Below are 24,517 nucleotides of genomic sequence, written 5' to 3' on the forward strand. Positions count from 1 at the left end.
ATAGGGCAGATTACTCTTTTTCTTCCCACGCTTGCGCGCGCGCAACGGCTTTTTTCCAGCCGGCGTAGCGGAAGTTACGCTCTGTGGTTTCAAGCGTTGGACGGAATTCGCGCTCAACGACAGCCTTAGCACGGACTTCATCCAGGTCTTTCCAGAAGCCAACGGCCAGACCCGCCAGATACGCGGCACCCAGTGCTGTGACTTCGCGCACTTCAGGACGCTCAACGCGCGTACCCAGAATGTCAGACTGGAACTGCATCAGGAAGTTATTGGCAACCGCACCACCGTCGACACGGAGTGACTGAAGACGTGTGTTAGCATCGTTTTGCATGGCTTCCAGGACGTCACGCGTCTGGTAAGCGATGGACTCCAGCGTTGCACGGATGATGTGGTTTGCATTCGCACCACGTGTCAGACCGAACAGCGCACCACGCGCATAGGGATCCCAGTAAGGTGCGCCCAGACCGGTAAAGGCTGGCACCATATATACGCCGTTAGAATCTTTCACTTTCATCGCGAAGTATTCAGAGTCAGCTGCATCGCTAATCAACTTCATCTCATCGCGTAACCACTGAATGGCTGCGCCACCGATAAAGACGGCACCTTCCAGCGCGTAGTTCACTTCTCCACGCGGGCCGCAGGCAATAGTCGTCAGCAGACCGTGCGTTGAAGTCACCGCTTCGGTACCGGTGTTCATCAGCATAAAGCAGCCGGTGCCGTAGGTGTTTTTCGCCATTCCCGGCTGCACGCACATTTGACCGTAAAGCGCAGCCTGCTGGTCGCCTGCAATACCGGCGATAGGAATACGCGTACCGCCTTTACCACCGATGTTAGTCTGTCCGTATACTTCAGACGAAGATTTCACTTCGGGTAACATTTCACGCGGGATATCAAGAACATCCAACAGGCGTTGATCCCACTCAAGTGTGTGGATGTTGAACAACATGGTACGTGAGGCATTCGTGTAATCGGAGATATGCACACGTCCCTGAGTCATTTTCCAGACCAGCCAGGTATCCACAGTACCGAACAGCAATTCGCCACGTTTTGCACGCTCACGCGCACCTTCAACGTTATCAAGAATCCATTTCACTTTGGTGCCGGAGAAGTAGGGGTTAATCACCAGACCCGTGGTGTGCTGAATGTATTCTTCCAGCCCCTCACTCTTCAGCTTGTGACAGTAGTCAGCGGTACGGGGATCCTGCCAGACAATGGCATTATAAACCGGTTTGCCCGTTTCTTTATCCCAGACGATGGTCGTTTCACGCTGGTTCGTAATGCCGATAGCGGCGATTTCATCAGAACGAATATCAGCATGGGCCAGCACTTCTACGAGCGTTGAACTCTGGGACGCCCAAATATCCATAGGGTCATGTTCTACCCAGCCCGCTTTGGGATAGATTTGAGTAAATTCGCGTTGCGATACCGCCACAATGTTAGCGTCATGATCCAGCACAACAGCGCGTGAACTGGTTGTGCCCTGATCCAGAGCGACGATGTATTTTTTATCGGTGGTAGTCATAAATTCATTCCTGATGATAAAAGTGGAACTTACGCTTTACGTTCATGCGCGGACGCAATCGGTTTGTCAGTGCTGGGTGAGGCAATCACCGCGCCGGGTAAATGGCGACCAATCAGGGCGCGATAACCAAAGGCACCCAGGCAAGCACCGACCAGTGGACCAAAAATTGGCACAAGGAAATAAGGGATCTGATGGCCGCCCGTAAAGGCAACGGAGCCCCAGCCAGCCAGCCATTCGAAAACTTTAGGTCCGAAATCACGAGCCGGGTTCAGCGCAAAGCCGGTCAGTGGACCCATTGAACCGCCAATCACCGCTACCAGCAGGCCAATCAACAGGGGTGCCATTGGACCACGTGGAACGCCGTTGCCGTCATCCGTCAGCGCCATAATCACAGACATCAATACCGCGGTGATGACCATTTCTACCAGGAACGCCTGGCCCACGGAAATCTGTGGATTTGGATAGGTAGAGAAAATGCCGGCCAGACTCAGGCTTTCAACTGAACCGCGCACTATGTTATGACTTTGTTCGAAATTGATAAACAAGCTGTAGTAAAGACCATATACCAGCGCTGCGCCACAGAATGCGCCTGCGACCTGAGACAGGATATAAGGCACGACTTTACGGCCTTCAAAATTAGCGAAAAGACAAAGTGCAATCGTAACGGCTGGATTGAGGTGGGCGCCTGATACGCCAGCACTGAGGTAGACCGCCATTGAAACGGCTAAACCCCAGACGATACAGATTTCCCATTGGCCAAAAGAGGCGCCAGCCAGCTTAAGCGCGGCAACACAACCCGCGCCGAAAAACAGGATCAAACCGGTACCCAGAAATTCGGCAATACACTGACCTTTGAGTGTGGTTGTAGTCTGACTCATGATAGTTGTTCCTGAAGCGAGGTTAAATTTTATCAGTTTTTGTTCTCAGTCCGTGAGTCACCCATCTTCGTTGTAGGGCTGATGTTAATTTATCGTTAACGAGCATAAACGAGAAATAGCGAAATTGATTTTTGTGTGGCGCGTCAAAAAAATGCGCGTTTTCGCGTGTTTCAGTTTTCTTTAAGCGCCATTGAGTGCCTTTCTGCGGGCTTTCTTCAGGCTCTGACAGTAATGCGCGCAGCAAAAAGTGGTTTTTAGGGATAGGCTGAAAAGTGGTACTGACAGTGGACTGCAGGCCTGCGTTGCTGGACTTGCGGGATGAGGCTACATACAATCGGGACAACGTTGCTGGTAAACGCCTTGTGTGCGAAAGCTGGCATCATCAACGCCTTGCAGGATTTTAGGAGAGGTCAGAAAGATGTCATTTGAAGTGTTTGAGAAACTGGAAGCGAAAGTACAGCAGGCGATTGATACTATCACCTTGCTGCAAATGGAAATTGAAGAGCTGAAAGAGCAGAACAACAACCTGCGTAATGAGGCGCAGAACGCAGCCGGCAACCACGAAGCTCTGATGCGTGAAAATCAGCATCTGAAAGAGGAGCAGCATGTCTGGCAAGAACGCCTGCGTGCCTTGTTGGGAAAAATGGAAGAGGTTTAAGCCTCTGCTGATACAAAAACGGGTGCCACTGGCACCCGTTTTCGTTTGCAGACATTATTCAATATCAAGCGGGTCTTCCGACAAAATCATACCGGTGTTGTCTGCATACAGGTGATCGCCTGAGAAAAAAGTGACGCCACCAAAATTCACGCGCACATCGCTTTCACCAATCCCTTCGCCCGCTGCGCCCACCGGAATGGCTGCAATGGCCTGGATACCAATTTCCAGCTCTTCCAGTTCGTCAACCTGACGAACTGAACCGTAAACGACGATGCCTTCCCACTCATTCTGTGCTGCCAGACGCGCAAGTTGTGCATCCACTAACGCACGGCGCACTGAACCGCCGCCATCAATTAACAGTACGCGACCCCGGCCATTCTCTTCCAACAGATCGTAAAGCAGGCCGTTATCTTCAAAGCATTTCACTGTGGTTATCTGACCGCCGAATGAGGTCCGCCCACCGAAATTTGAGAAAAGCGGTTCAACAACATTCACTTCTTCGTGGTAGATGTCGCAGAGTTCAGAAGTATCGTATTTCATAAGGGTTTCGTCTGTTTGCCACAGGAGCGCTAAGTATATCGCTTTATGCTAATTGTTGGCAAAATCATCAACCGTAAAAAAACGGTCCTGCATCAAGCGCATGCAGAAAAAAGCCCAGACGTAATGTCTGGGCTTTGATACAACGCATGGATGCGGAGTGTTACAGAATAAAGCGGCTTAAATCTTCATCTGCAACCAGTTCATCCAGATGCTTGCCGACGTAATCAGCATCGATGGTTACGGACTCTCCACTGCGATCGCTGGCATCGTAAGAAATATCTTCCATCAGGCGCTCCAGCACGGTATGCAGACGACGCGCACCGATGTTTTCGGTCGTTTCGTTGACCTGCCAGGCCGCTTCCGCGATACGGCGAATACCATCGTCGGTGAAGTGGATGTTCACGCCTTCGGTATTCATCAGTGCTTTGTACTGTACGGTGACGGAGGCATTCGGTTCAGTCAGAATGCGCTCGAAATCATTGACCGTCAGCGCCTGCAGTTCAACGCGAATCGGTAAACGGCCCTGCAGCTCAGGAATCAAATCAGACGGGCTGGCCACCTGGAATGCGCCCGAGGCGATAAACAGGATATGGTCAGTTTTAACCATGCCATGCTTTGTCGACACGGTACAGCCCTCTACCAGTGGCAGCAGGTCGCGCTGGACACCTTCGCGCGAAACATCGGGGCCACCGGCGTTTTGGCCGCCGCGTTTACAGATCTTATCGATCTCATCGATGAAGACGATGCCGTGCTGTTCAACCGCGTCGATAGCATCCTGTTTCAGTTCTTCCGGGTTAACCAGCTTAGCCGCTTCCTCTTCAATCAACAGCTTCATCGCTTCTTTGATTTTGAGTTTGCGTGGCTTTTGCTTTTGACCACCCAGATTCTGGAACATGGACTGTAGCTGGCTGGTCATCTCTTCCATGCCCGGCGGTGCCATGATTTCTACACCCGGCCCTGTTACAGCTAAGTCGATCTCGATTTCTTTATCATCGAGCTGGCCTTCACGCAACTTCTTACGGAAAGACTGACGCGCAGATGAGGGCTCACTGGTGTGTTCAGCCTGTCCCCAGTTATTTTTTGCCGGCGGGATGAGGACATCCAGGATGCGCTCTTCCGCCATTTCTTCTGCGCGGTATTTGTTCTTCTCAATGGCCTGGCTGCGCACCATTTTAATCGCGGAGTCCGTCAGGTCGCGAATGATGGAGTCGACTTCTTTACCGACATAACCCACTTCGGTGAACTTGGTGGCTTCCACCTTGATGAAGGGGGCGTTAGCCAGTTTTGCCAGTCGGCGAGCAATTTCCGTTTTACCCACACCGGTCGGGCCGATCATGAGAATGTTTTTCGGTGTCACTTCGTGACGCAACTCTTCATCAAGCTGCATACGGCGCCAGCGATTACGCAGCGCGATGGCCACGGCGCGCTTGGCGCTGTCCTGACCAATGATAAAGCGGTTCAGTTCGCTGACGATTTCGCGTGGAGTCATTTCAGACATGGTTAAATCCTTACGACTTAGACGTTAATTCTTCAAAATTAACGTTGTGGTTAGTGTAGATGCAAATATCGCCAGCGATATTCAGCGATTTCTCAACGATGTCACGTGCGCCCAGCTCTGTATTCTCCAGGAGTGCGCGCGCCGCCGCCTGAGCGAAGGGACCGCCTGAACCGATGGCAATAAGATCGTTTTCAGGCTGAATGACGTCACCATTACCACTGATAATCAGCGAGGCGGATTCATCGGCCACCGCCAGTAGCGCTTCAAGACGGCGCAACATCCGATCGGTGCGCCAGTCTTTCGCCAGCTCAACGGCCGCTTTCACCAGATGGCCCTGATGCATTTCAAGTTTACGTTCGAAGAGTTCAAACAGGGTAAAGGCATCGGCGGTACCGCCAGCGAAGCCAGCAATGACTTTATCGTTGTAAAGACGACGCACTTTTTTAACGTTGCCTTTCATTACGGTATTACCGAGCGTAGCCTGGCCATCACCGCCAATCACTACCTGGCCGTTGCGTCGAACACTTACTATTGTTGTCACGGGCAGACCCCTTTTACTGTCGGAAAAAAGCTCCGCGCACAAGGCGCGGAGGATCATGCAGACAGATATGGGGCGGGTTTGACGGGTTTCAACCCCCAATGGCGAGCGGAATGCAGCCGGAATGGCCTGACGCACGCAGACGTTTCAGCGTACTGTCGGCACTGGCCCGATCTTTAAAGGGCCCGACCACCACACGGTTCCAGCCGCCGCCGGAGGTGAGGCGACTTTCAAAACCTTCGAACGCCAGGGCAGCACGTACGGATTCAGCCTGTTCTGTTCCCTTGAACGAACCGCACTGCACCATCCAGCGTTGCGATGCCGCTTTTTCAGCAGGTTTCGTTTTCGCCGTATCCTGTGTCTTAGGCTGGGCGGTAGGTTCGCGTGTCACCGGCGCAGGTTGTGACTGCTGCTGAGTATTCTGCTGTTGCTGGCGCTGCGTATGTTGTTCCTGAATCTGCTGGCGCGGCTGTTGTACCTGCTGCTGACGTTGCTGCACCTGCTGTTGCTGACGCTGGAATTGTTGCACCTGTTGTTGATGCTGGTATTGCTGAACCTGTTGTTGATGTTGCAGCGTTTGCTGCCGCTGTGCCGGGGTTTGCTCGTTCCACGGGACTTCGTTCAACTGGGTAGGCTGCTGGCGCATATCTGCCTGCATTTGTTCCAGCAACTGACGTTGCTCATCCGTCAACTGTGTATGTGACTGGACTTCGCCACCCGAGGTTGGTTCGCTGGGCGTTGGAACGGTAACCTGACGATTTTCAAGCTCTTTTATGTATTTCCAGCGTTCTTCAGGCTTGGGCGGCAAGCCATTACCGTTGGCTTTATGATCCGTAATGACCGGCACATCTTCCTTCTTATGATGCGCAAGGAACCATAAACCACCGGCAAAGGTCACTAATACAGCCACCGCCAGTACAATCATAAGTTTAGAGGTGCCTGAACCGCTTTTCGTTTTTTTACCACGGCTGGGGCTTTTCTTGCGACGCGTCCCTGTTGAACGCCCGCGGCCTACATAATCTTTTTGTGCCACTCTCGTCCTGATACCCTTCAAAATATGATGCCATTTGGGCGAATCCGTTGTTACCACACGCCCGGCAAGGAGCCCGCCATGTTACTTAAGGGCTGGAACTTTGACCAGCAATGATAGCCCTAAGAATCTCCTGAAAATAGCGGAACATTTTCTGTATCAACGCCCCATTTTTGCCAATGTTGTGCTACCGCGTATCACTAATTCTGCGTCGAGTAACTTTGACCCGCTCCGCGTGCCTTTCCCCTGAAGTTCGTTCAGCAGTAGCAGCACCGCTTCCCGGCCAATGTCAAAACAGGGTTGTTTCACCGTGGTCAGCGGTGGTTCGCAGTAGCGCGACAGCTCGATGTCATCGAATCCCACCACGGACAGGTCTTCCGGCACACGTAAGCCCAGTTTTTTTGCCTGACTGATGGCACCGATGGCCATGATATCGCTGTGACAAAACAGGGCCTGCGGGGGCTCGGCTAAGGTCATGAGCTGATTGATCGCGGCCACACCTGATTCGAAAGTGAAATCCCCCCGAACAATACAGGTCGGATCGACGCTAATCCCGCTGCGTCGTAACGCCTGTACGTAGCCCTGCAGACGATACTGACACAGGGCGACATCTTCCGGACCGGCCAGGCAGGCGATGCGTTTATGGCCTAACTCCAGCAGATGGTTAACGGCAACAAATGAGGCGGTAAGATTGTCGATATTCACCGTCGGCAACGACATCTCGGGATCGAACTCAATCGCCATCACCATGGGCGGAAGATTACGTTGTTCGTCCGGGCTGACGTCAAAAGGCAACTGCGCGCCCAGCAGCACCATGCCATCAATCTGACGTGTCAGTATCAGGTTGAGAAATGTCCACGCCTGCGGTTTCTGATGCGCACAATCGCCGATAAGCACGAGATAACCGGCTTCTGAGGCGGCGACTTCAACGCCGCGAATAATGTCGCTGAAAAAGGGATCGCAGATATTGGGGACGATCAACAAAATCGTTTGTGTGTCGTTGCGCCGGGAATGTCGTGTCATGCTTTGCGACGCATAGCCTACGGCCGCGACGGCCTGTTCCACCTTTTGGCGAGTGGCCGAAGAGACTTTTTCGGGATTCATCAGCGCACGCGACACGGTAGCAGTGGAGACGCCGGCTTTTTCTGCGACGTCTTTCATGGTGGCGGCGGCCGGCGGTTGATTCTGATCCAACACATGCTCCTGATGCGTAATCGCGCATTCAACGTTCGTATCGACGGGTATAAAAACAAGCCGGGCACTATTGTTATCGATTGGCCAACAAGGCTGTTACTTAATTTGCATAAAAATTGTGACTTATGCGACGTATTTCGATCCCGCTCGCAACCTGGCCGGCCTTAACTTTCGGTAGGATCGACATCCAGTGTCCACTTCACCTTTCGTGAGGCAGGCAAGGTTGTGACCAGCGGTAACGAACTGCTCAGCAACTGTTGCAGGCGTTTACGCGAGGGATGCTGAACCAGTAACTGCCAGCGCCAGCGGCCACTGCGTTTGGGCTGCAAGGCAGGTAACGGGCCCATAAACCACATTGACGCATCGTTATGCGGGCTGGCTTCCAGCATATTGCGTAGCTGTTGCAGAAATTCTGCAGCCTGATGATTATCCATGTCTTCTGCCCGGAACAAGGCATGGTGCGTCCAGGGAGGTAAAAAGACCGACTGGCGTTCCAGCAACGTTTGTTGTGCGAAAGCGAAGTAGCCCTGATTCAGCAGCGTTTGCAGCAGGGGATGATCAGGATGATGGGTTTGCAGTAAAACCTCACCTTGCTTACCGGCACGTCCGGCACGTCCGGCCACCTGGGTATACAGTTGAGCAAAGCGCTCCGCAGCACGGAAATCGGCTGAGAACAAGGCACCGTCTACATCCAGCAGCGACACTAAGGTGACATCCGGGAAATGATGACCTTTTGCCAGCATCTGCGTGCCAACCAGAATACGCGCGCCCCCGCGATGAACGTCGGCGAGGTGCTGTTCAAGAGCGCCTTTTCGGCTGGTGGTATCACGGTCAATGCGTGAGACAGGGACGCCGGGAAAAAGGGTGCCGAGCTGTTGCTCCAGCTGTTCCGTGCCCACACCGACCGGCAGTAAATGTGTTGAACCACATTGCGGGCACTGATGCGGCAACGGTCGTTGACTGTCACAGTGGTGGCAACGCAACTGGCGGTGATGCTGATGCAGCGTGTAATAACGGTCGCAGCGCTGGCATTCGGCGATCCAGCCGCAATCGTGACAGAGCAGAGCCGGCGAAAAACCGCGGCGGTTCAGAAACAGCAGAACCTGGTTATCGGCTTTCAGGTGCTGACGCATTTTGAAGATCAGGGCGGGTGCCAGGCCACCAGTAAGTTGTGCCCCTTTCAGGTCGATCAACTGCTGCAGTGCCGGTTTAGCATTGCCGGCACGCTTCATCAGATCAAGCTGGCGATATTTACCGTTACGCACGTTATGCAGGGTTTCCAGTGCCGGCGTTGCGGATCCCATGACTACAGGAATGTCTTCTTCATGCGCGCGGAAGACAGCCAGATCCCGTGCCTGATAGCGCCAGCCTTCCTGTTGCTTATAGGAACTGTCGTGCTCTTCATCAATAATGATCACGCCCGGTCGCGCCATGGGGGTAAAGAGCGCGGAACGCGTACCAATAATGATGGCGTTTTCCCCCCGTCGCGCCCGCAGCCACACGGACAGACGCTCGCTGTCATTAAGTCCCGAATGCAGGACATCCACCGGCGCGTCAAAACGTTCACGGAAACGGGCAATGGTTTGTGGCGTCAGGCCAATTTCCGGTACCAGCACCAGTGCCTGTTTCCCCCGCGCCAGCACATTTTCCAGTACGCTGAGATACACCTCGGTTTTACCGGAACCTGTAATTCCTGCCAGCAGCCAGGCGGCATAGTGCTCATCTTCTCCCCGGATGGCGCCCACCGCAGTCGCCTGATCGGTGTTCAGGCGCAGACGCTCACCCTTTACCGCAAACGCGGTTCGCCAGTCATGCATTTGCGGCTGGTGCTCGTGCAATTCGCACAGCCCTTTCGCGCGCAACGCCTGCATAGCCGCCTCGGTCAGGTCATGTTCACTGACTTCATGACGATAGAGCGGTTGCTGGCGCAGCACCGCCAGACCTTGTTGTTGTCTGGGCGCGCGTTTAAGACTTTCCGGGGACGTCGCGCGGCCCTGTTCCGTGATTTCCCAGCGCCACAGGGGATCATCCTGAGCCGGTTTACCTTGTCTGAGGAGTACCGGAATGGCATGGCTGAGCACCTCACCCAGCGGAGAGTGATAATAGTCGGCTGCCCAGTGAAGAATACGCCACAGAGAGGACGGAAACAGGGATTCCCTGTCCAGGACGGTAAGCACCTGTTTAAGCTGTGAGGTCGCCAGATCGCTGCTGTCAGAGAACGCCACCACAATGCCGATCATTTTCCGGTTACCAAACGGCACGATCACGCGACCGCCAGTCACCGGCTGCACACCCTCAGGCGGCAGATAGTCAAAAAGGCGGGGAAGGGGAACGGGCAGGGCAACCTGAACAACGGGCATAACTTTCTCTTTCCGGTTCATCTGACAGGGCGATTAGTGTACACGCTGGCGCACAAGACGGATATCTCAGGCGACATTTGCAGCAGCAAACATTAGCCTGTATAATATGCCGCCTTCGGTAGGAAAGACCTTACCGGAGTACACCATTAATGTTCAATCGCGTGTGGTGCTGCGCAGGTTTCGTCCTGGCGCGGAGAGCGACACGGCCTTCTATGAGGTTTCCCATGAAACAAGGTATTCACCCTAAATACGAAGCAGTTACCATCAACTGTACTTGCGGTAACGTGATTCACACTCGCTCTACGCTGACTCACGAACTGAACCTGGACGTTTGTGGTAAGTGCCACCCGTTCTACACCGGTAAGCAGCGTGAAGTTGCCACTGGTGGCCGCGTTGACCGCTTCAACAAGCGTTTCAGCGTGCCAGGCACCAAAAAATAAGAAACGGCATTCGAACATTTGTTCGGCGGCAAGAAAAACCCAGCTCAGGCTGGGTTTTTTTATGTCTGGCTGACTCAGTATTCCCAGGTGTCCGGGTCAATGCCCATCTCGCGCATAATTTTCTTCGCTTCTTCCGGGATTTCGTCGTTACGTTCTTTACGCAAATCGACATCATTTGGTAACGGTTGTCCGGTAAAAGCATGCAAGAAGGCTTCGCACAGGAGCTCACTGTTGGTCGCATGGCGCAGGTTATTCACCTGACGACGTGTCCGTTCGTCAGTCAAAATCTTTAACACGCTCAACGGAATAGAAACCGTGATTTTTTTAACCTGTTCGCTCTTCTTGCCGTGCTCAGCGTACGGGCTGATATATTCGCCGTTCCATTCAGCCATGGGATACCTTAATCAATAAAAGTTAAAAGTTACGAAATCAGCCGATTATGCCTGATTTTCTTCTACCGGACCCCTTCTCTGGCGGGTTTCTTCGTCCAACACAGGAAGAAAATGGGTTGAACGCCAGCATGGGCGCATAATTTTAGCGGTTATTGCGGCCATGCTCAATCTATACGCAAAGACATTTGGATGTCCAGATGTATTGACGTCTAAATGTAAGCTGATATCCTGTGGTCAGTTTATTTCTCACTTCAGGAACAGTTAGCCCTATGACGCGTAAACAGGCAACCATCGCAGTGCGCAGCGGTTTGAATGACGACGAGCAATATGGCTGCGTTGTCCCGCCCATCCATCTTTCCAGCACCTATAACTTCCATGATTTCAATGAACCGCGAGCCCACGATTATTCTCGTCGTGGTAATCCTACGCGCGACGTTGTGCAACGTGCGCTGGCAGAGCTGGAAGGCGGGGCGGGCGCGGTATTGACTAATACCGGCATGTCCGCCATTCATCTGGTCACAACGGTTTTCCTGAAGCCTGGCGATTTGCTGGTGGCGCCGCACGACTGCTATGGCGGCAGCTACCGTCTGTTCGATAGTTTAAGCAAGCGCGGTGCTTATCGGGTGAAGTTTGTCGATCAAGGCGACAGTGCCGCGCTACAGGCTGCGCTGGACGAGAAACCTCAGCTCGTATTAGTAGAAAGCCCCAGTAACCCGCTGCTGCGTGTCGTCGATATCGCGGCCATCTGCGACGCCGCGCGCAAAGTAGGCGCAGTAAGCGTTGTGGACAACACCTTTATGAGTCCGACGCTGCAAAACCCGCTGGCGCTGGGCGCAGATCTGGTTATTCACTCCTGTACCAAATATTTAAACGGGCACTCCGATGTCGTGGCTGGCGCTGTCATTGCCAAAGATCCTCAGGTCGCGACCGATCTGGCGTGGTGGGCGAATAATATTGGCGTGACCGGTTCCGCTTTTGACAGCTACCTGCTGTTACGTGGTATGCGTACGCTGGGGCCGCGTATGGCCGCTGCTCAGCGTAATGCGTTAGAAATTGTTGCTTATCTGAAGCAGCAGCCCCTGGTGAAAAAGTTGTATCATCCTTCTCTGCCAGAAAATGCCGGGCATGAAGTCGCTGCGCGTCAGCAGCGTGGGTTTGGCGCCATGCTCAGTTTCGAACTGGATGGCGATGAAGCGCGCTTGCGTCGTTTCCTGAAAGCGCTTGAACTGTTTACGCTGGCTGAATCACTGGGTGGCGTTGAGAGCTTAATCTCGCATACCGCGACCATGACGCACGCTGGCATGTCTGCAGAAGCCCGTGCCGCAGCAGGTATTTCTGAAACATTGCTCCGTATTTCTGTGGGGATTGAAGACCACGAAGATTTAATTGCCGATTTGGATAATGCATTCCGGATCGCAGCAGAGGATTAACCATGACGATTTCAGCAGGCGCAGGAACGCCAAACAACAGACAGCTCCACAAGTTTGGTGGCAGCAGCCTTGCCGATGCACGCTGCTACCAGCGTGTTGCCAGCATCATGGCGGATTACAGCCAGCCAGGCGACATGATGGTGGTCTCAGCCGCAGGTTCAACGACCAATCAGCTGATTAGCTGGCTGAAACTGAGCCAGAGTGACCGCTTGTCCGCGCATCAGGTGCAGCAGACATTACGTCGTTATCAGAGTGAGCTCATCAGTGCCCTGTTGCCTGCCGAAATCGCCGAACCTTTAATATCGGCCTTTATTCGCGATCTTGAGAAGCTTGCCGGATTACTCGATGGTACCGTTACCGACGCGGTTTATGCGGAAGTCGTGGGCCATGGTGAAGTCTGGTCGGCACGTTTAATGTCCGCCGTGCTGAATCAACACGACCTGCAGGCCTGCTGGCTGGATGCGCGCGATTTTCTGCGTGCAGAACGTGCCGCGCAGCCTCAGGTTGATGAAGGAAAATCCTGGCCGTTGTTACAAACGCTGCTGGCCCAGCATCCTCATAAACGTATCGTGGTGACGGGCTTTATCTGCGCCAACGATGCGGGTGAAACCGTGTTGCTGGGGCGTAATGGCTCTGATTACTCCGCCACACAAATTGGTGCGCTGGCCGGTGTGGGACGCGTCACTATCTGGAGTGATGTGGCGGGTGTTTACAGTGCTGATCCACGTAAAGTTTCTGATGCCTGTCTGCTGCCGCTGCTGCGTCTTGATGAGGCCAGTGAACTGGCGCGTCTCGCCGCACCGGTGCTGCATACCCGCACCTTACAGCCCGTTTCCGGCAGCGACATCGATTTGCAGTTGCGCTGTAGCTATCAGCCAGAACAGGGCTCAACCCGTATTGAGCGCGTCCTCGCTTCCGGAACGGGCGCACGCATTGTGACCAGTCACGATGATGTGTGTCTGGTCGAAATCCAGCTTCCCGGGCAGCACGATTTTACGCTCCTGCGCAAAGAGATCGATCAGTTGCTCACGCGCGCGCAGATGCGCCCACTGGCAATGGGCGTTCATCCTGATCGTCAGCTGCTGCAACTCTGTTACACCTCTGAAGTGGTTAACAGCGCCTTCACGTTGTTGCAGGACGCAGGCTTACCCGGACATTTACAGTTACGTGATGGCTTAGCGCTGGTAGCGCTGGTCGGAGCTGGCGTAACTCGTAATCCGTTGCATACGCACCGTTTCTGGCAGCAGTTGAAAGATCAGCCGGTTGAGTTTGTTTGTCAGTCGCCAGAACATATCAGCGTGGTGGCGGTCCTGCGCGTGGGGCCGACGCAGCATTTAATTCAGGGCTTACACAGCTCCCTGTTCCGTGCCGAAAAGCGAATTGGCCTGATGCTGTTTGGCAAAGGCAATATCGGCTCACGCTGGCTGGAACTGTTTGCGCGTGAGCAGGAAACCTTGTCAGCACGAACCGGTTTTGAATTTGTGCTGGCGGGTGTGGTCGACAGTCAACGCAGCCTGCTGAACTATGACGGGCTTGATGCCAGCCGCGCGCTGGCCTTCTTTGACGATGAAGCGGAAACACGTGATGAAGAATCGCTGTTTCTGTGGATGCGGGCCCATCCTTACGATGATCTTGTGGTGCTGGACGTCACCGCCAGTAAACCACTGGCACAGCAGTATCTGGATTTTGCCAGTCATGGTTTCCACGTGATTAGCGCCAATAAGATTGCGGGCGCGTCCGACACGCAAACCTGGCGTGAGATTCGCGATGCCTTCGAAAAAACCGGGCGTCACTGGTTATATAACGCCACCGTAGGCGCAGGTTTACCCATCAACCATACGGTGCGGGATCTGCGTGAAAGTGGCGATACCATTCTGTCGATTAGCGGTATTTTCTCAGGCACATTGTCCTGGCTGTTCCTGCAGTTTGACGGGACGGTGCCCTTTACCGAACTGGTGGATCAGGCATGGCAGCAGGGCTTAACCGAGCCGGATCCGCGTGTTGATCTGTCTGGCGAAGATGTGATGCGTAAGCTGGTCATTTTGGCCCGTGAAGCGGGCTATAACATTGAACCCGATCAGGTACGCGTCGAGTCACTGGTGCCCCAGAACTGTGATGAATCCGTCGAGCATTTCTTCGAGAACGGTGACGAACTTAACGAGCAGATGCTGCAACGGTTTGAAGCCGCCCAGGAAATGGGGCTGGTCCTGCGTTATGTGGCACGGTTTGATGCCAATGGCAAAGCACGTGTGGGTGTGGAAGCCGTTCGTCCTGAGCATCCTCTGGCAGCCTTACTGCCCTGCGATAATGTGTTTGCCATCGACAGCCGCTGGTATCGCGATAATCCTCTGGTGATTCGCGGACCTGGCGCGGGTCGTGACGTCACGGCAGGCGCGATACAGTCTGATATCAATCGCCTCGCGCAACTCCTCTAAACAGGTTTCAACACAGGTGCTCCGGCACCTGTTTTTTTGCCCTGTTTCTGCTCGCCGATGTCATAACGTGCGGTAACGTTTGCCTGCCTGTGGCGCCATTTTGACTGGCGCTGAGGGAAGCATCGATCACGTTGAATGTCTGAACGTCTCACTATGTTGGGGGGAAGCGTTGGGTGGTGGTGGCAGGATGCGTTTTTTTGCCGGTCAGCGCTAAACGGACAGATTACTCTTCATTCTTCCCGCCCCGGATCAGCGAAATGGCAGAGAAGCTATGGCATGCCATTGGTCACCTGAGCCTGCTACGAACAGGGTGAATATTCTGTCACGCGAAAGGGTAAAAGACCGGCATTTCTACAATCTGAAAGGTGCGATACCTTTTGCCCCCGCGTCAGTTGGGCGACCTGTAATGGCGATATGAGGATGGCGTTAACTGATACGAAACAGGGCGGTATCAACCGCCCTGTTTCTGTGAGTTAACCTGTATTACGCATCCCTGCAGCGACACCGGCAATCGTTACCATCAGCGCCTGTTCGACGCGCGCATCCGGTTCTTCACCACGGGCTTCCTGTGCACGTGAACGGTGAAGCAGCTCTGCCTGGAGTACGTTCAGGGGATCGGTATAAACGTTACGCAGGGCAATCGATTCGGCAATCCACGGCTGGTCCGCCATCAGATGGGAATCGTTGGCGATGGTCAGCACCGCTTTAATATCGGCATCCAGCTGGTCACGCAGCTGTTTACCTAATGGCCATAACGATTTATCAACCAGTCGCTGATCGTAATACTCCGCCAGCCACAGGTCTGCTTTCGAAAACACCATTTCCAGCATACCAAGGCGGGTTGAGAAAAAGGGCCAGTCGCGGCACATGGCCTCAAGCTGATCCTGATGGCCTGCCAGCATCGCCTGCTGCAGGGCGGCGCCCGCGCCCAGCCAGGCGGGTAACATCAGGCGGTTTTGCGTCCAGGCAAAAATCCAGGGAATGGCGCGCAGGGATTCCACACCGCCCGTCGGACGACGCTTCGCCGGACGAGAGCCCAGGGGCAGCTTGCCCAGTTCCTGCTCAGGGGTTGCGGAACGGAAGTAAGGCACAAAATCCTTATTCTCACGCACATAACCCCGGTACATGGCGCAGGAGTCGGCAGAAAGCTGGTTCATGATATTACGCCATTCCGGTTTGGGTTCCGGCGGCGGCATCAGGTTGGCTTCCAGAATCGCGCCGGTATAAAGCGACAGGCTGGCGATAGTGACTTCCGGCAAGCCGTACTTGAAGCGAATCATTTCGCCCTGTTCCGTCACGCGCAGGCCGCCTTTGAGGCTGCCTGGCGGCTGGGACAGCAGTGCGGCATGCGCGGGTGCACCACCGCGGCCGATGGTGCCGCCGCGTCCGTGGAATAGCGTGAGGGAAACGCCCGCCTTTTCGCAGGTTTTAATCAGTGCATCCTGTGCCTGGTATTGTGCCCAGCTGGCGGCCATCACGCCGGCATCTTTTGCCGAGTCGGAATAGCCAATCATGACCATTTGTTTGCCCTGAATAAAACCACGGTACCAGTCGATGTTAAGCAGTTTGCTCATCACATCATTGGCATTGTTCAGGTCATCCAGGGTTTCAAACAGGGGAGCAACCGGCATAGCGAACGGAATGCCAGCCTCTTTCAGTAACAGATGGACGGCAAGGACATCAGACGGCGTTTTCGCCATCGAAATGACATAGGCTGCGATAGAGCCCTGGGGCGCTTCTGCCACCACTTTGCAGGTTTCCAGCACTTCGCGGGTTTCGTCACTCGGTTCCCAACTGCGAGGAAGTAAAGGGCGCTTGGAGTTCAGCTCACGGATAAGAAAAGCCTGCTTGTCGGCTTCCGACCAGCTTTCATAATCGCCCAGGCCCAGATAGCGGGTAATTTCAGCGACAGCTTCAGTGTGACGGGTGCTTTCCTGACGGACGTCGATGCGAACCAGCGGCACGCCAAAGCATTTCACGCGGCGCAGCGTATCCAGTAACTGACCGTTGGCAATAATGCCCATGCCGCACTGCTGCAGGGACTGATAGATAGCGAAAAGCGGATCCCACAACTGCGCGTTGGAGACCAGCAGGTCTGCCGGGCGGGGCAAGCGCTCGCCTTTCAGGCGGCGCTCCAGGTAAGCCTGGGTAGACATTAGCTGACTGCGCAGACGCTTTAAGATCACGCGATACGGCTCCAGCGCCTCAGGATCGCCACTCAGCTCGGCAACTTCCTGACTGCATTCGGACATCGACAGTTCCGAAATCAACACGCCAATATCGCGCAGAAACAGATCGGTGGCTTTCCAGCGGCTGAGCTGCATAACATGGCGGGTAATGGCGGCGGTGACGTTCGGGTTACCGTCACGGTCTCCGCCCATCCAGGAGGTGAACTGCACCGGCACAAAATCAACCGGTAACTTAATGCCAAACGTCTCTTCTACCTGCTCATTCAGCTCACGCAAAAATGCAGGTACACCTTCCCACAGGCTGTTTTCAACGACGGCAAATCCCCACTTGGCTTCATCAACCGGCGTGGGACGGTATTTACGGATCTCATCCGTATGCCAGGCCTGCGCGACCAGTTGGCGCAGGCGGCGCATAATCTGGTTGCGTTCGTATTCAGAGATATCGCTGTGGTCGAGTTGTTCAAGACAGCTGTTGACCTCGCCCAGTTTGTGAATCAGCGTGCGGCGTGTAATTTCAGTAGGGTGCGCGGTTAAAACCAGTTCAAGGGAAAGTGATTCAATGGCTTTATGAATCGCACTTTCACTGAGATTATTTTGCTTGAGGGTTTCAAATGTTTTTTTCAACAGTTCAGGGTGGTTTGCGCCATCGCCGCTGCGGGAAATCGTTTGATACTGCTCAGCCACGTTAGTGAGGTTGAGGAACTGACTAAAGGCACGCGCCACGGGCAATAACTCGTCATTTGACAGGTTTTGCAGCGTATTCAGCAATTCCTTACGATGAGTGTCATTTCCTGCACGGGATGACTTAGAGAGCTTACGGATGGTTTCCACCTGGCCCAGGATATTCTCTCCCAGCGCATCCTTAATCGTATCCCCGAGCAGTTTGCCGAGCATACTGACATTACTTCGCATTGCGGAATATTGTTCGTTCATGTGACCCTGACACCCTTATCGTCTTGATAAACCTCTATACCCGGCCTTTTCAGGCAGCAGAAAAGCCAGCAACGTCGTCCTCCCGGCTCTGACCGGGGTTCTTCAGTTGCTGCCCGTCGCAAGCTGAATAAAGTGGGATGATTGCCCAGTGGGTATAACATCGTCTTTTATCTAGCCACGTAATCAGGCGTTCGTCAAATGACTTAAAGTGAGGGAAACGTGCAGCTAACTGACGGAAATTCATGGAATTTGATAGCGGCGAAGCGGGATAAGTTATTCTTATTATCAAATCCCACAGATTGGCAGGGCATTTTGCTGTTAATACAGTGAAATGCCCCGTTTGATGATAATTAGTGACAGAAATGCTGCACAACCTGAGCGATTAAGGCGCGCGTAGGCTGAATAAATGCGGTATCGATAAATTCGTCCGGCTGATGCGCCTGGTTGATAGAACCCGGGCCCAGCACCAGCGTTGGACAAAGTTGCTGGATAAACGGGGCTTCAGTGCAATAATTCACCACTTCTGTCGGTGTACCCAGCAGTTTTTCCACCACCTTGACCAGCTCGTGGTCAACCGGACATTCATAGCCCGGAATCGGCGGATGCAATTCTTCGATGGTAATCCGTCCCGGCCAGCGTTCGCTCACCGGCGCCAGTGCCTCATTCAGCAGCGCGTCAAGATCGCTCAGCGTCAGCCCCGGCAAAGGGCGGATGTCCATGTGCAATTCGCAGCAGGCGCAGATACGGTTTGCTGCATCACCGCCATGAATATGACCAAAGTTCATTGTGGGATAAGGAATTGCAAAACCATCATGGTTGTAACGGGCTTTCAGCGTATTGCGCAGTTGCATGAGTTCGGTAATCGACTCATGCATCAGCTCAATGGCGTTGACGCCGCGACCCGGATCGCTGGAATGGCCGGATTGACCCTGAATGCGAATCGCATTCGAGATATGTCCTTTGTGCGCACGGACAGGTTTCAGCGACGTCGGTTCGCCAATAATGGCGCAGTCAGGGCGAAGCTGTGTGGATGCGGCAAAATATGACGCGCCCGCCATGGTGGTTTCTTCATCAGCGGTGGCCAGAATATAAAGCGGCTTACTCAGGGCTGTCACATCCACATCACGGAGCGTGTCCAGAATAAACGCGAAGAAGCCTTTCATATCGGCGGTACCCAGACCGTACAACTTGTTGTCGTGCTCGGTCAGGGTAAAGGGATCGCGAGTCCAGCGACCATCATCAAACGGAACGGTATCGGTGTGCCCGGCAAGCAGCAGACCGCCCGCACCGCTTCCGGTGCGCGCCAGCATATTAAATTTATGCCGCGTGCCCGGCACGGGTTGGACTTCCACGGTAAAACCCAGGTCACGGAACCAGCCAGCCAGTAAATTGATTAAAGTTTCATTGCTCTGATCGAGAGCGGCATCGGTTGCGCTGATAGACGGTGTTGCGATCAACTGGCGGTAGAGTTCGATAAAAGGCGGTAATTTTGTCTTCACTGTTGACGGTCCTTGAGTTAGGATGTATCAATATTCATGCATTAATAGTGAATAAAAATACATTAACGTCGTGTGCATGTGAACCTTAAATCGCTGCAAACGACATCGTGGGCAACGGGGCAAGGCCGCGACCCGGAACGTGTGACTGTAATAAAGGTATACAGCCTGATGTTGAATACGCTGATCGTTGGTGCCAGTGGTTACGCTGGCGTAGAGCTTGCCACCTTCCTTAATCGCCATCCACATATCAACATAACCGCTTTGGCGGTGTCTGCGCAAAGTCCCGATGCGGGTAAGCGCTTGTCCGATCTTCATCCACAGCTGAAAGGCGTGGTGGATCTGCCGCTGCAGCCACTGAGCCGCGCCGACGAATGGGCAGATAAAGTTGATGTGGTGTTTCTGGCGACGGCCCACGAAGTCAGCCACGACCTGGCGCCTGAATTTCTGAAAGCTGGCTGCGTCGTGTTCGATCTGTCCGGCGCTTTCCGCGTCAACGACGGCGAGTTTTACACGCAGTTTTATGGCTTCACGCACCAGCATGGGGACTGGCTGGATAAAGCCGTTTACGGTCTGGCGGAGTTCCAGCAGGAAAAAATCAAAGAAGCACAGCTGATTGCCGTCCCTGGCTGCTATCCCACCGCCTCTCAGTTGGCACTCAAGCCGTTGGTGGATGCCGGTTTACTGAATGAGGCGCAGTGGCCGGTCATCAATGCCACCAGTGGCGTCAGTGGAGCAGGGCGCAAAGCGAATGTTGGTACCAGCTTCTGTGAAGTCAGTCTGCAGCCTTACGGTATTTTTAATCATCGTCATCATCCTGAAATTGTGGCGCACCTGGGTACACCGGTAATTTTTACGCCGCACCTGGGCAGTTTCCCGCGTGGCATCCTGGCCACGATCACCTGCCGTCTTAATGCCGGCGTCAGCCGTGATGATGTCGCTGAGGTCTTTCACAATGCCTACCACGATAAGCCACTGGTACGCGTTTACGAGCAAGGCGTACCGGCACTGAAAGCCGTGGTCGGTCTGCCTTACTGCGATATTGGCTTTGCCGTACAGGGCGAACACCTGATTGTGGTGGCTGCTGAAGATAACCTGCTTAAAGGGGCAGCCTCTCAGGCAGTACAGTGCCTTAATATTCGTTTCGGTTTCCCTGAAACGCAGTCACTGATTTAACGGACGACTAAACCATGACTAATCCATTAATTATCAAGCTGGGCGGTGTGCTGTTAGACAGCGAAGAAGCACTGGCCCGTTTATTTGACGCGTTGCTGGCCTACCGTTCTGCTCATCAGCGCCCCCTGATTATCGTTCACGGTGGCGGTTGCCTGGTCGATGAACTGATGAAAAAACTGGCGCTGCCGGTGCAAAAGAAGAACGGTTTGCGTGTTACGCCTGCCGATCAGATTGACATCATCACCGGCGCACTGGCTGGTACCGCCAATAAAACGCTGTTGGCCTGGGCGAAAAAATACGGCATTCAGGCCGTCGGTCTGTGCCTGGGCGATGCGGGCCTGGTCAATGTCACCCAGTTAGATGAAGCGCTGGGCCATGTGGGCAACGCAACGCCGGGCAATCCTGCATTAATTAACACGCTGCTGGGTGCAGGTTACATGCCCGTTGTCAGTTCAATCGGCATCACCGACAGCGGTGAGCTCATGAACGTCAATGCCGATCAGGCTGCCACAGCGCTGGCCTCAACGCTGGGTGCTGACTTAGTCTTGTTATCGGACGTCAGCGGCATTCTTGATGGCAAAGGTCAGCGCATCGAAGAAATGACGGCAGATAAAGCAGAACAGCTGATCGCTCAGGGCATCATCACCGATGGCATGATTGTCAAAGTGAACGCTGCGCTGGATGCGGCACGTACGCTGGGCCGTCCGGTCGATATTGCCAGCTGGCGTCATGCCGAGCAGTTACCTACCCTTTTTAACGGCGTGTCCATTGGCACCCGGATTCTCGCTTAACGACTCAGATTCAAGGATTACGAAATGCAAACGCAAAACATCAAAAAAATCGTACTGGCTTACTCCGGTGGTCTGGATACTTCGGCCATTATTCCCTGGCTGAAAGAAAACTATGGCGGCTGTGAAGTGGTCGCGTTCGTGGCGGATATCGGTCAGGAACGTAGCGATCTGGAAGGCGTTGAGAAGAAAGCGCTGCAGTCAGGTGCATCAGAATGTCACGTTGTCGATCTGCGTGAAGAGTTCATCAGTGACTACGTTTATCCGGTGCTGCAGACCGGGGCCCTGTATGAAGGCACGTATCTGCTGGGTACCTCAATGGCGCGTCCTATCATCGCGAAAGCCCAGGTTGAGCTGGCGCTGAAAGTAGGTGCTGATGCGCTGTGCCACGGTGCCACGGGTAAAGGTAATGACCAGGTGCGTTTCGAAACCACTTACACCGCACTGGCGCCGCAGCTGAAAGTGGTTGCGCCATGGCGCGAGTGGGATCTGCGGTCGCGTGAAGCGCTGCTGGATTATCTGAAAGCGCGCAACATCCCTACCACCGCGTCGCTGGAAAAAATCTACAGCCGTGATGAAAACGCCTGGCACATTTCTACCGAAGGCGGCGTGCTGGAAAGCCCGTCTAACGCGCCTAACAAGGATTGCTGGGTCTGGACTGTCGATCCGCTGGAAGCGCCCGATCAGCCAGAAGACGTGACAGTAACCGTTGAAAAAGGCCGCGTGGTGGCGGTGAACGGTGAAAGACTAAGCCCGTTTCAGTGTCTGGAAAAACTGAACGTGCTGGGCGCAAAACATGGCGTGGGCCGTATCGATATCGTTGAAAACCGTCTGGTAGGCATTAAATCACGCGGCTGTTACGAAACCCCTGGCGGCACCATTATGGTTAACGCGCTGCGTGCGGTAGAGCAACTGGTTCTGGATCGCGACAGCTTCAAATGGCGTGAGCAGCTGGGCCATGAAATGTCTTATGTGGTTTACGATGGTCGCTGGTTTGCACCGCTGCGTAAGTCTATCCAGGCGGCGGCAGAGTCGCTGGCGGAAGAGGTTAACGGCGAAGTGGTTCTGCAACTCTACAAAGGCCAGGCCACGGCGACGCAGAAGCGTTCAGCTAACAGCCTGTATTCCGAAGAGTTCGCGACCTTCGGCGAAGACGAAGTTTACGATCATCGTCATGCAGGCGGCTTTATTCGTCTGTTCTCACTCTCTTCACGTATCCGTGCGCTGAACGAGCAGAAAAAGTAATCGCAGGCGGGGATCGCCTCGCCTCTCAGTATGACATCAGGGGCGGCTTTCAGGCCGCCCCTGGTTTAACGACTTGAAGGAGATTCACATGGCACTTTGGGGTGGACGCTTTACCCAGGCAGCAGATCAACGTTTCAAACAGTTCAACGACTCGCTGCGTTTTGATTACCGCCTGGCAGAGCAGGACATCATTGGCTCAGTGGCCTGGTCCAAAGCGCTGGTGACGGTAAATGTCCTGAGCAGTGATGAGCAGCAGCAGCTTGAAGCCGCACTGAACGCACTGCTGGAGGAGGTTCGTGCCAATCCTGAGCAAATCCTGCAAAGCGATGCCGAAGATATTCACAGCTGGGTTGAAGGCCAGTTGATTGAGAAAGTCGGTGCGCTGGGCAAAAAACTGCACACCGGCCGTAGCCGCAATGATCAGGTGGCGACCGACCTGAAACTCTGGTGTAAAGAGCAGGTTGCCGCACTGCTGGATGCCACACGTGAGCTGCAGCAGGCGCTGGTGGCGACTGCCGAAGTCAATCAGGACGCGGTGATGCCGGGCTATACACATTTACAGCGTGCACAGCCGGTGACGTTTGCACACTGGTGCCTCGCTTACGTTGAAATGCTGGCGCGCGATGAAAGCCGTTTGCAGGATACGTTAAAGCGTCTTGATGTCAGCCCGTTAGGTTGTGGTGCACTGGCCGGAACGGCTTACGCTATTGACCGTGAGCAACTGGCAGGCTGGTTAGGCTTCGCGTCTGCAACGCGTAACAGCCTGGATACCGTATCCGACCGTGATCATGTGCTGGAGCTGCTTTCCGATGCGTCAATCGGCATGGTGCACCTTTCACGTTTTGCGGAAGACATGATTTTCTTCAATACCGGCGAAGCCGGCTTTATCGAACTCTCGGATAAAGTCACCTCAGGTTCGTCCCTGATGCCACAGAAGAAAAATCCGGATGCACTGGAGCTGATCCGTGGAAAATGCGGGCGGGTTCAGGGCGCGTTAACCGGCATGATGATGACGCTGAAAGGCCTGCCGCTTGCCTATAACAAAGACATGCAGGAAGACAAAGAAGGGCTGTTTGATGCGCTGGATACCTGGCTGGACTGCCTGCATATGTCCGTGCTGGTGCTGGAAGGTTTGCAGGTAAAACGTCCTCGCTGCCAGGAAGCGGCCGAACAGGGTTACGCAAACTCAACGGAACTGGCCGATTATCTCGTGGCAAAAGGCGTTCCCTTCCGTGAAGCGCACCATATCGTGGGAGAAACGGTCGTTGCAGCGATCGCGCAAGGTGTGGCACTGGAAGCCTTGTCGTTATCTCAGCTTAAGCAGTTCAGTGCTGTTATCGAAGACGATGTCTATCCGGTGCTGGCCCTGTCATCCTGCCTGGATAAGCGCAATGCGCAGGGAGGCGTTTCACCGTCTCAGGTTGCCCGTGCCATTGCGGATGCCAAAGCGCGCTTAGCCTGAGTCGCAGATAAAAAAAGAGCGGGCATACCATGCCCGCCAACCTCTAGCTTCAGAAACTACTTTTATTTTAGGCACATCATCAGACCATCGGTGCTCCCGACCGATGTTCAGATTCGTTACGCTTGTCGTCTGGCCTTCGCCTGTTCAGTTTTTTGTTTTATCAGCGTTGCCAGAAGATTTGCGTCAGCTAAAAACAGCGGATAACGCTGTCTTTATGATTCAGAAAACATTTCCCTGGGTGGCGATGAGTCTGAATTTGATGTGGGCATTATTCCCATCCGCTCTTGATAGGGCCAATCGTTGGTTGCTATTC

At 54.0% G+C, this 24,517-nt stretch carries 19 protein-coding genes; 8 read left to right on the forward strand and 11 right to left on the reverse strand.

Features of this window, described 5'->3' with window-relative positions; genetic code table 11:
• Window positions 1–10: 10 nt before the first annotated feature.
• Window positions 11–1,522: a glycerol kinase GlpK gene (gene glpK / locus C7434_RS21000; protein WP_039342527.1), complete on the reverse strand. Its 1,512-nt coding sequence runs from the start codon at window positions 1,520–1,522 to the stop codon at window positions 11–13.
• A 29-nt stretch (window positions 1,523–1,551) separates the two neighbouring features.
• Entirely contained in the window at window positions 1,552–2,400 is an 849-nt protein-coding gene (locus C7434_RS21005) for an MIP/aquaporin family protein (protein ID WP_033738104.1), read from the reverse strand.
• 418 nt (window positions 2,401–2,818) lie between these two features.
• Here C7434_RS21005 and zapB point away from each other — a divergent pair, with 418 nt between their 5' ends.
• A complete protein-coding gene (zapB, locus tag C7434_RS21010) occupies window positions 2,819–3,058 on the forward strand; it encodes a cell division protein ZapB (RefSeq protein WP_006121300.1) in 240 nt (79 codons plus the stop codon).
• Window positions 3,059–3,112: 54 nt separating this feature from the next.
• Here zapB and rraA read toward each other — a convergent pair whose 3' ends face one another.
• The 6 genes from rraA to priA all read right to left on the reverse strand — a co-directional run bounded on the left by rraA (window position 3,113) and on the right by priA (window position 10,218).
• On the reverse strand, window positions 3,113–3,598 hold the full coding sequence (rraA, locus tag C7434_RS21015; protein WP_006121301.1) for a ribonuclease E activity regulator RraA: 486 nt from the start codon (window positions 3,596–3,598) through the stop codon (window positions 3,113–3,115).
• A 160-nt stretch (window positions 3,599–3,758) separates the two neighbouring features.
• Window positions 3,759–5,096: an HslU--HslV peptidase ATPase subunit gene (hslU, locus tag C7434_RS21020; RefSeq protein WP_006121302.1), complete on the reverse strand. Its 1,338-nt coding sequence runs from the start codon at window positions 5,094–5,096 to the stop codon at window positions 3,759–3,761.
• Window positions 5,097–5,106: 10 nt separating this feature from the next.
• Window positions 5,107–5,637 carry an ATP-dependent protease subunit HslV gene (gene hslV / locus C7434_RS21025; protein WP_006121303.1) on the reverse strand — a complete coding sequence of 177 codons (531 nt, stop codon included), beginning with the start codon at window positions 5,635–5,637 and terminating at the stop codon, window positions 5,107–5,109.
• A gap of 88 nt (window positions 5,638–5,725) precedes the next feature.
• Complete coding sequence (gene ftsN, locus C7434_RS21030) at window positions 5,726–6,667, reverse strand: cell division protein FtsN (protein ID WP_006121304.1); 942 nt, start codon at window positions 6,665–6,667, stop codon at window positions 5,726–5,728.
• A gap of 156 nt (window positions 6,668–6,823) precedes the next feature.
• Window positions 6,824–7,858: a DNA-binding transcriptional regulator CytR gene (cytR, locus tag C7434_RS21035; RefSeq protein ID WP_006121306.1), complete on the reverse strand. Its 1,035-nt coding sequence runs from the start codon at window positions 7,856–7,858 to the stop codon at window positions 6,824–6,826.
• A gap of 164 nt (window positions 7,859–8,022) precedes the next feature.
• Window positions 8,023–10,218, reverse strand: coding sequence for a primosomal protein N' (gene priA / locus C7434_RS21040; RefSeq protein WP_133745881.1), 2,196 nt, complete (start codon window positions 10,216–10,218; stop codon window positions 8,023–8,025).
• Between the two features lie 224 nt (window positions 10,219–10,442).
• Between priA and rpmE the strand changes: the two genes are divergently transcribed.
• A complete protein-coding gene (gene rpmE, locus C7434_RS21045) occupies window positions 10,443–10,658 on the forward strand; it encodes a 50S ribosomal protein L31 (RefSeq protein WP_006121308.1) in 216 nt (71 codons plus the stop codon).
• 74 nt (window positions 10,659–10,732) lie between these two features.
• Here rpmE and metJ read toward each other — a convergent pair whose 3' ends face one another.
• Window positions 10,733–11,050 (reverse strand): met regulon transcriptional regulator MetJ, encoded by a 318-nt coding sequence (gene metJ, locus C7434_RS21050; protein ID WP_006121309.1) that lies wholly within the window; start codon window positions 11,048–11,050, stop codon window positions 10,733–10,735.
• 269 nt (window positions 11,051–11,319) lie between these two features.
• Between metJ and metB the strand changes: the two genes are divergently transcribed.
• Together metB and C7434_RS21060 are read left to right on the forward strand one after the other, a co-directional pair.
• Window positions 11,320–12,480, forward strand: a complete 1,161-nt coding sequence (gene metB, locus C7434_RS21055) for a cystathionine gamma-synthase (protein WP_006121311.1) — start codon at window positions 11,320–11,322, stop codon at window positions 12,478–12,480.
• Window positions 12,481–12,482: 2 nt separating this feature from the next.
• Window positions 12,483–14,915, forward strand: a complete 2,433-nt coding sequence (locus C7434_RS21060) for a bifunctional aspartate kinase/homoserine dehydrogenase II (protein ID WP_133745882.1) — start codon at window positions 12,483–12,485, stop codon at window positions 14,913–14,915.
• A 473-nt stretch (window positions 14,916–15,388) separates the two neighbouring features.
• On the opposite strand, the gene ppc is transcribed toward C7434_RS21060, so the two are convergent.
• Together ppc and argE are read right to left on the reverse strand one after the other, a co-directional pair.
• Window positions 15,389–18,037: a phosphoenolpyruvate carboxylase gene (gene ppc / locus C7434_RS21065; protein ID WP_033738111.1), complete on the reverse strand. Its 2,649-nt coding sequence runs from the start codon at window positions 18,035–18,037 to the stop codon at window positions 15,389–15,391.
• A 350-nt stretch (window positions 18,038–18,387) separates the two neighbouring features.
• Window positions 18,388–19,536, reverse strand: a complete 1,149-nt coding sequence (gene argE / locus C7434_RS21070) for an acetylornithine deacetylase (RefSeq protein ID WP_033738113.1) — start codon at window positions 19,534–19,536, stop codon at window positions 18,388–18,390.
• A 168-nt stretch (window positions 19,537–19,704) separates the two neighbouring features.
• On the opposite strand from argE, the gene argC reads away from it, so the two are divergent.
• The 4 genes from argC (at window position 19,705) to argH (ending at window position 24,204) form a co-directional block, all read left to right on the forward strand.
• Window positions 19,705–20,709 (forward strand): N-acetyl-gamma-glutamyl-phosphate reductase, encoded by a 1,005-nt coding sequence (argC, locus tag C7434_RS21075; protein WP_006121175.1) that lies wholly within the window; start codon window positions 19,705–19,707, stop codon window positions 20,707–20,709.
• A 14-nt stretch (window positions 20,710–20,723) separates the two neighbouring features.
• Complete coding sequence (gene argB / locus C7434_RS21080) at window positions 20,724–21,500, forward strand: acetylglutamate kinase (RefSeq protein WP_006121174.1); 777 nt, start codon at window positions 20,724–20,726, stop codon at window positions 21,498–21,500.
• Window positions 21,501–21,524: 24 nt separating this feature from the next.
• On the forward strand, window positions 21,525–22,742 hold the full coding sequence (locus C7434_RS21085) for an argininosuccinate synthase (RefSeq protein WP_033738115.1): 1,218 nt from the start codon (window positions 21,525–21,527) through the stop codon (window positions 22,740–22,742).
• Between the two features lie 88 nt (window positions 22,743–22,830).
• A complete protein-coding gene (gene argH / locus C7434_RS21090) occupies window positions 22,831–24,204 on the forward strand; it encodes an argininosuccinate lyase (RefSeq protein WP_033738117.1) in 1,374 nt (457 codons plus the stop codon).
• Window positions 24,205–24,517: the final 313 nt, after the last annotated feature.

Origin of the sequence: Pantoea sp. PNA 14-12 (assembly GCF_004364735.1) — a bacterium.
GTDB lineage: Bacteria > Pseudomonadota > Gammaproteobacteria > Enterobacterales > Enterobacteriaceae > Pantoea > Pantoea stewartii.

Bases quoted from the DNA above. Each gene is read 5' to 3' on its own strand.
- priA (WP_133745881.1), bottom strand. From the start codon at position 10,218: ATGCCCGTTGTTCAGGTTGCCCTGCCCGTTCCCCTTCCCCGCCTTTTT.
- rpmE (WP_006121308.1), top strand. From the start codon at position 10,443: ATGAAACAAGGTATTCACCCTAAATACGAAGCAGTTACCATCAACTGT.
- C7434_RS21085 (WP_033738115.1), top strand. From the start codon at position 21,525: ATGCAAACGCAAAACATCAAAAAAATCGTACTGGCTTACTCCGGTGGT.
- C7434_RS21060 (WP_133745882.1), top strand. From the start codon at position 12,483: ATGACGATTTCAGCAGGCGCAGGAACGCCAAACAACAGACAGCTCCAC.
- argB (WP_006121174.1), top strand. From the start codon at position 20,724: ATGACTAATCCATTAATTATCAAGCTGGGCGGTGTGCTGTTAGACAGC.
- C7434_RS21005 (WP_033738104.1), bottom strand. From the start codon at position 2,400: ATGAGTCAGACTACAACCACACTCAAAGGTCAGTGTATTGCCGAATTT.
- hslU (WP_006121302.1), bottom strand. From the start codon at position 5,096: ATGTCTGAAATGACTCCACGCGAAATCGTCAGCGAACTGAACCGCTTT.
- metJ (WP_006121309.1), bottom strand. From the start codon at position 11,050: ATGGCTGAATGGAACGGCGAATATATCAGCCCGTACGCTGAGCACGGC.
- ppc (WP_033738111.1), bottom strand. From the start codon at position 18,037: ATGAACGAACAATATTCCGCAATGCGAAGTAATGTCAGTATGCTCGGC.
- metB (WP_006121311.1), top strand. From the start codon at position 11,320: ATGACGCGTAAACAGGCAACCATCGCAGTGCGCAGCGGTTTGAATGAC.
- glpK (WP_039342527.1), bottom strand. From the start codon at position 1,522: ATGACTACCACCGATAAAAAATACATCGTCGCTCTGGATCAGGGCACA.
- zapB (WP_006121300.1), top strand. From the start codon at position 2,819: ATGTCATTTGAAGTGTTTGAGAAACTGGAAGCGAAAGTACAGCAGGCG.
- rraA (WP_006121301.1), bottom strand. From the start codon at position 3,598: ATGAAATACGATACTTCTGAACTCTGCGACATCTACCACGAAGAAGTG.
- argH (WP_033738117.1), top strand. From the start codon at position 22,831: ATGGCACTTTGGGGTGGACGCTTTACCCAGGCAGCAGATCAACGTTTC.
- argC (WP_006121175.1), top strand. From the start codon at position 19,705: ATGTTGAATACGCTGATCGTTGGTGCCAGTGGTTACGCTGGCGTAGAG.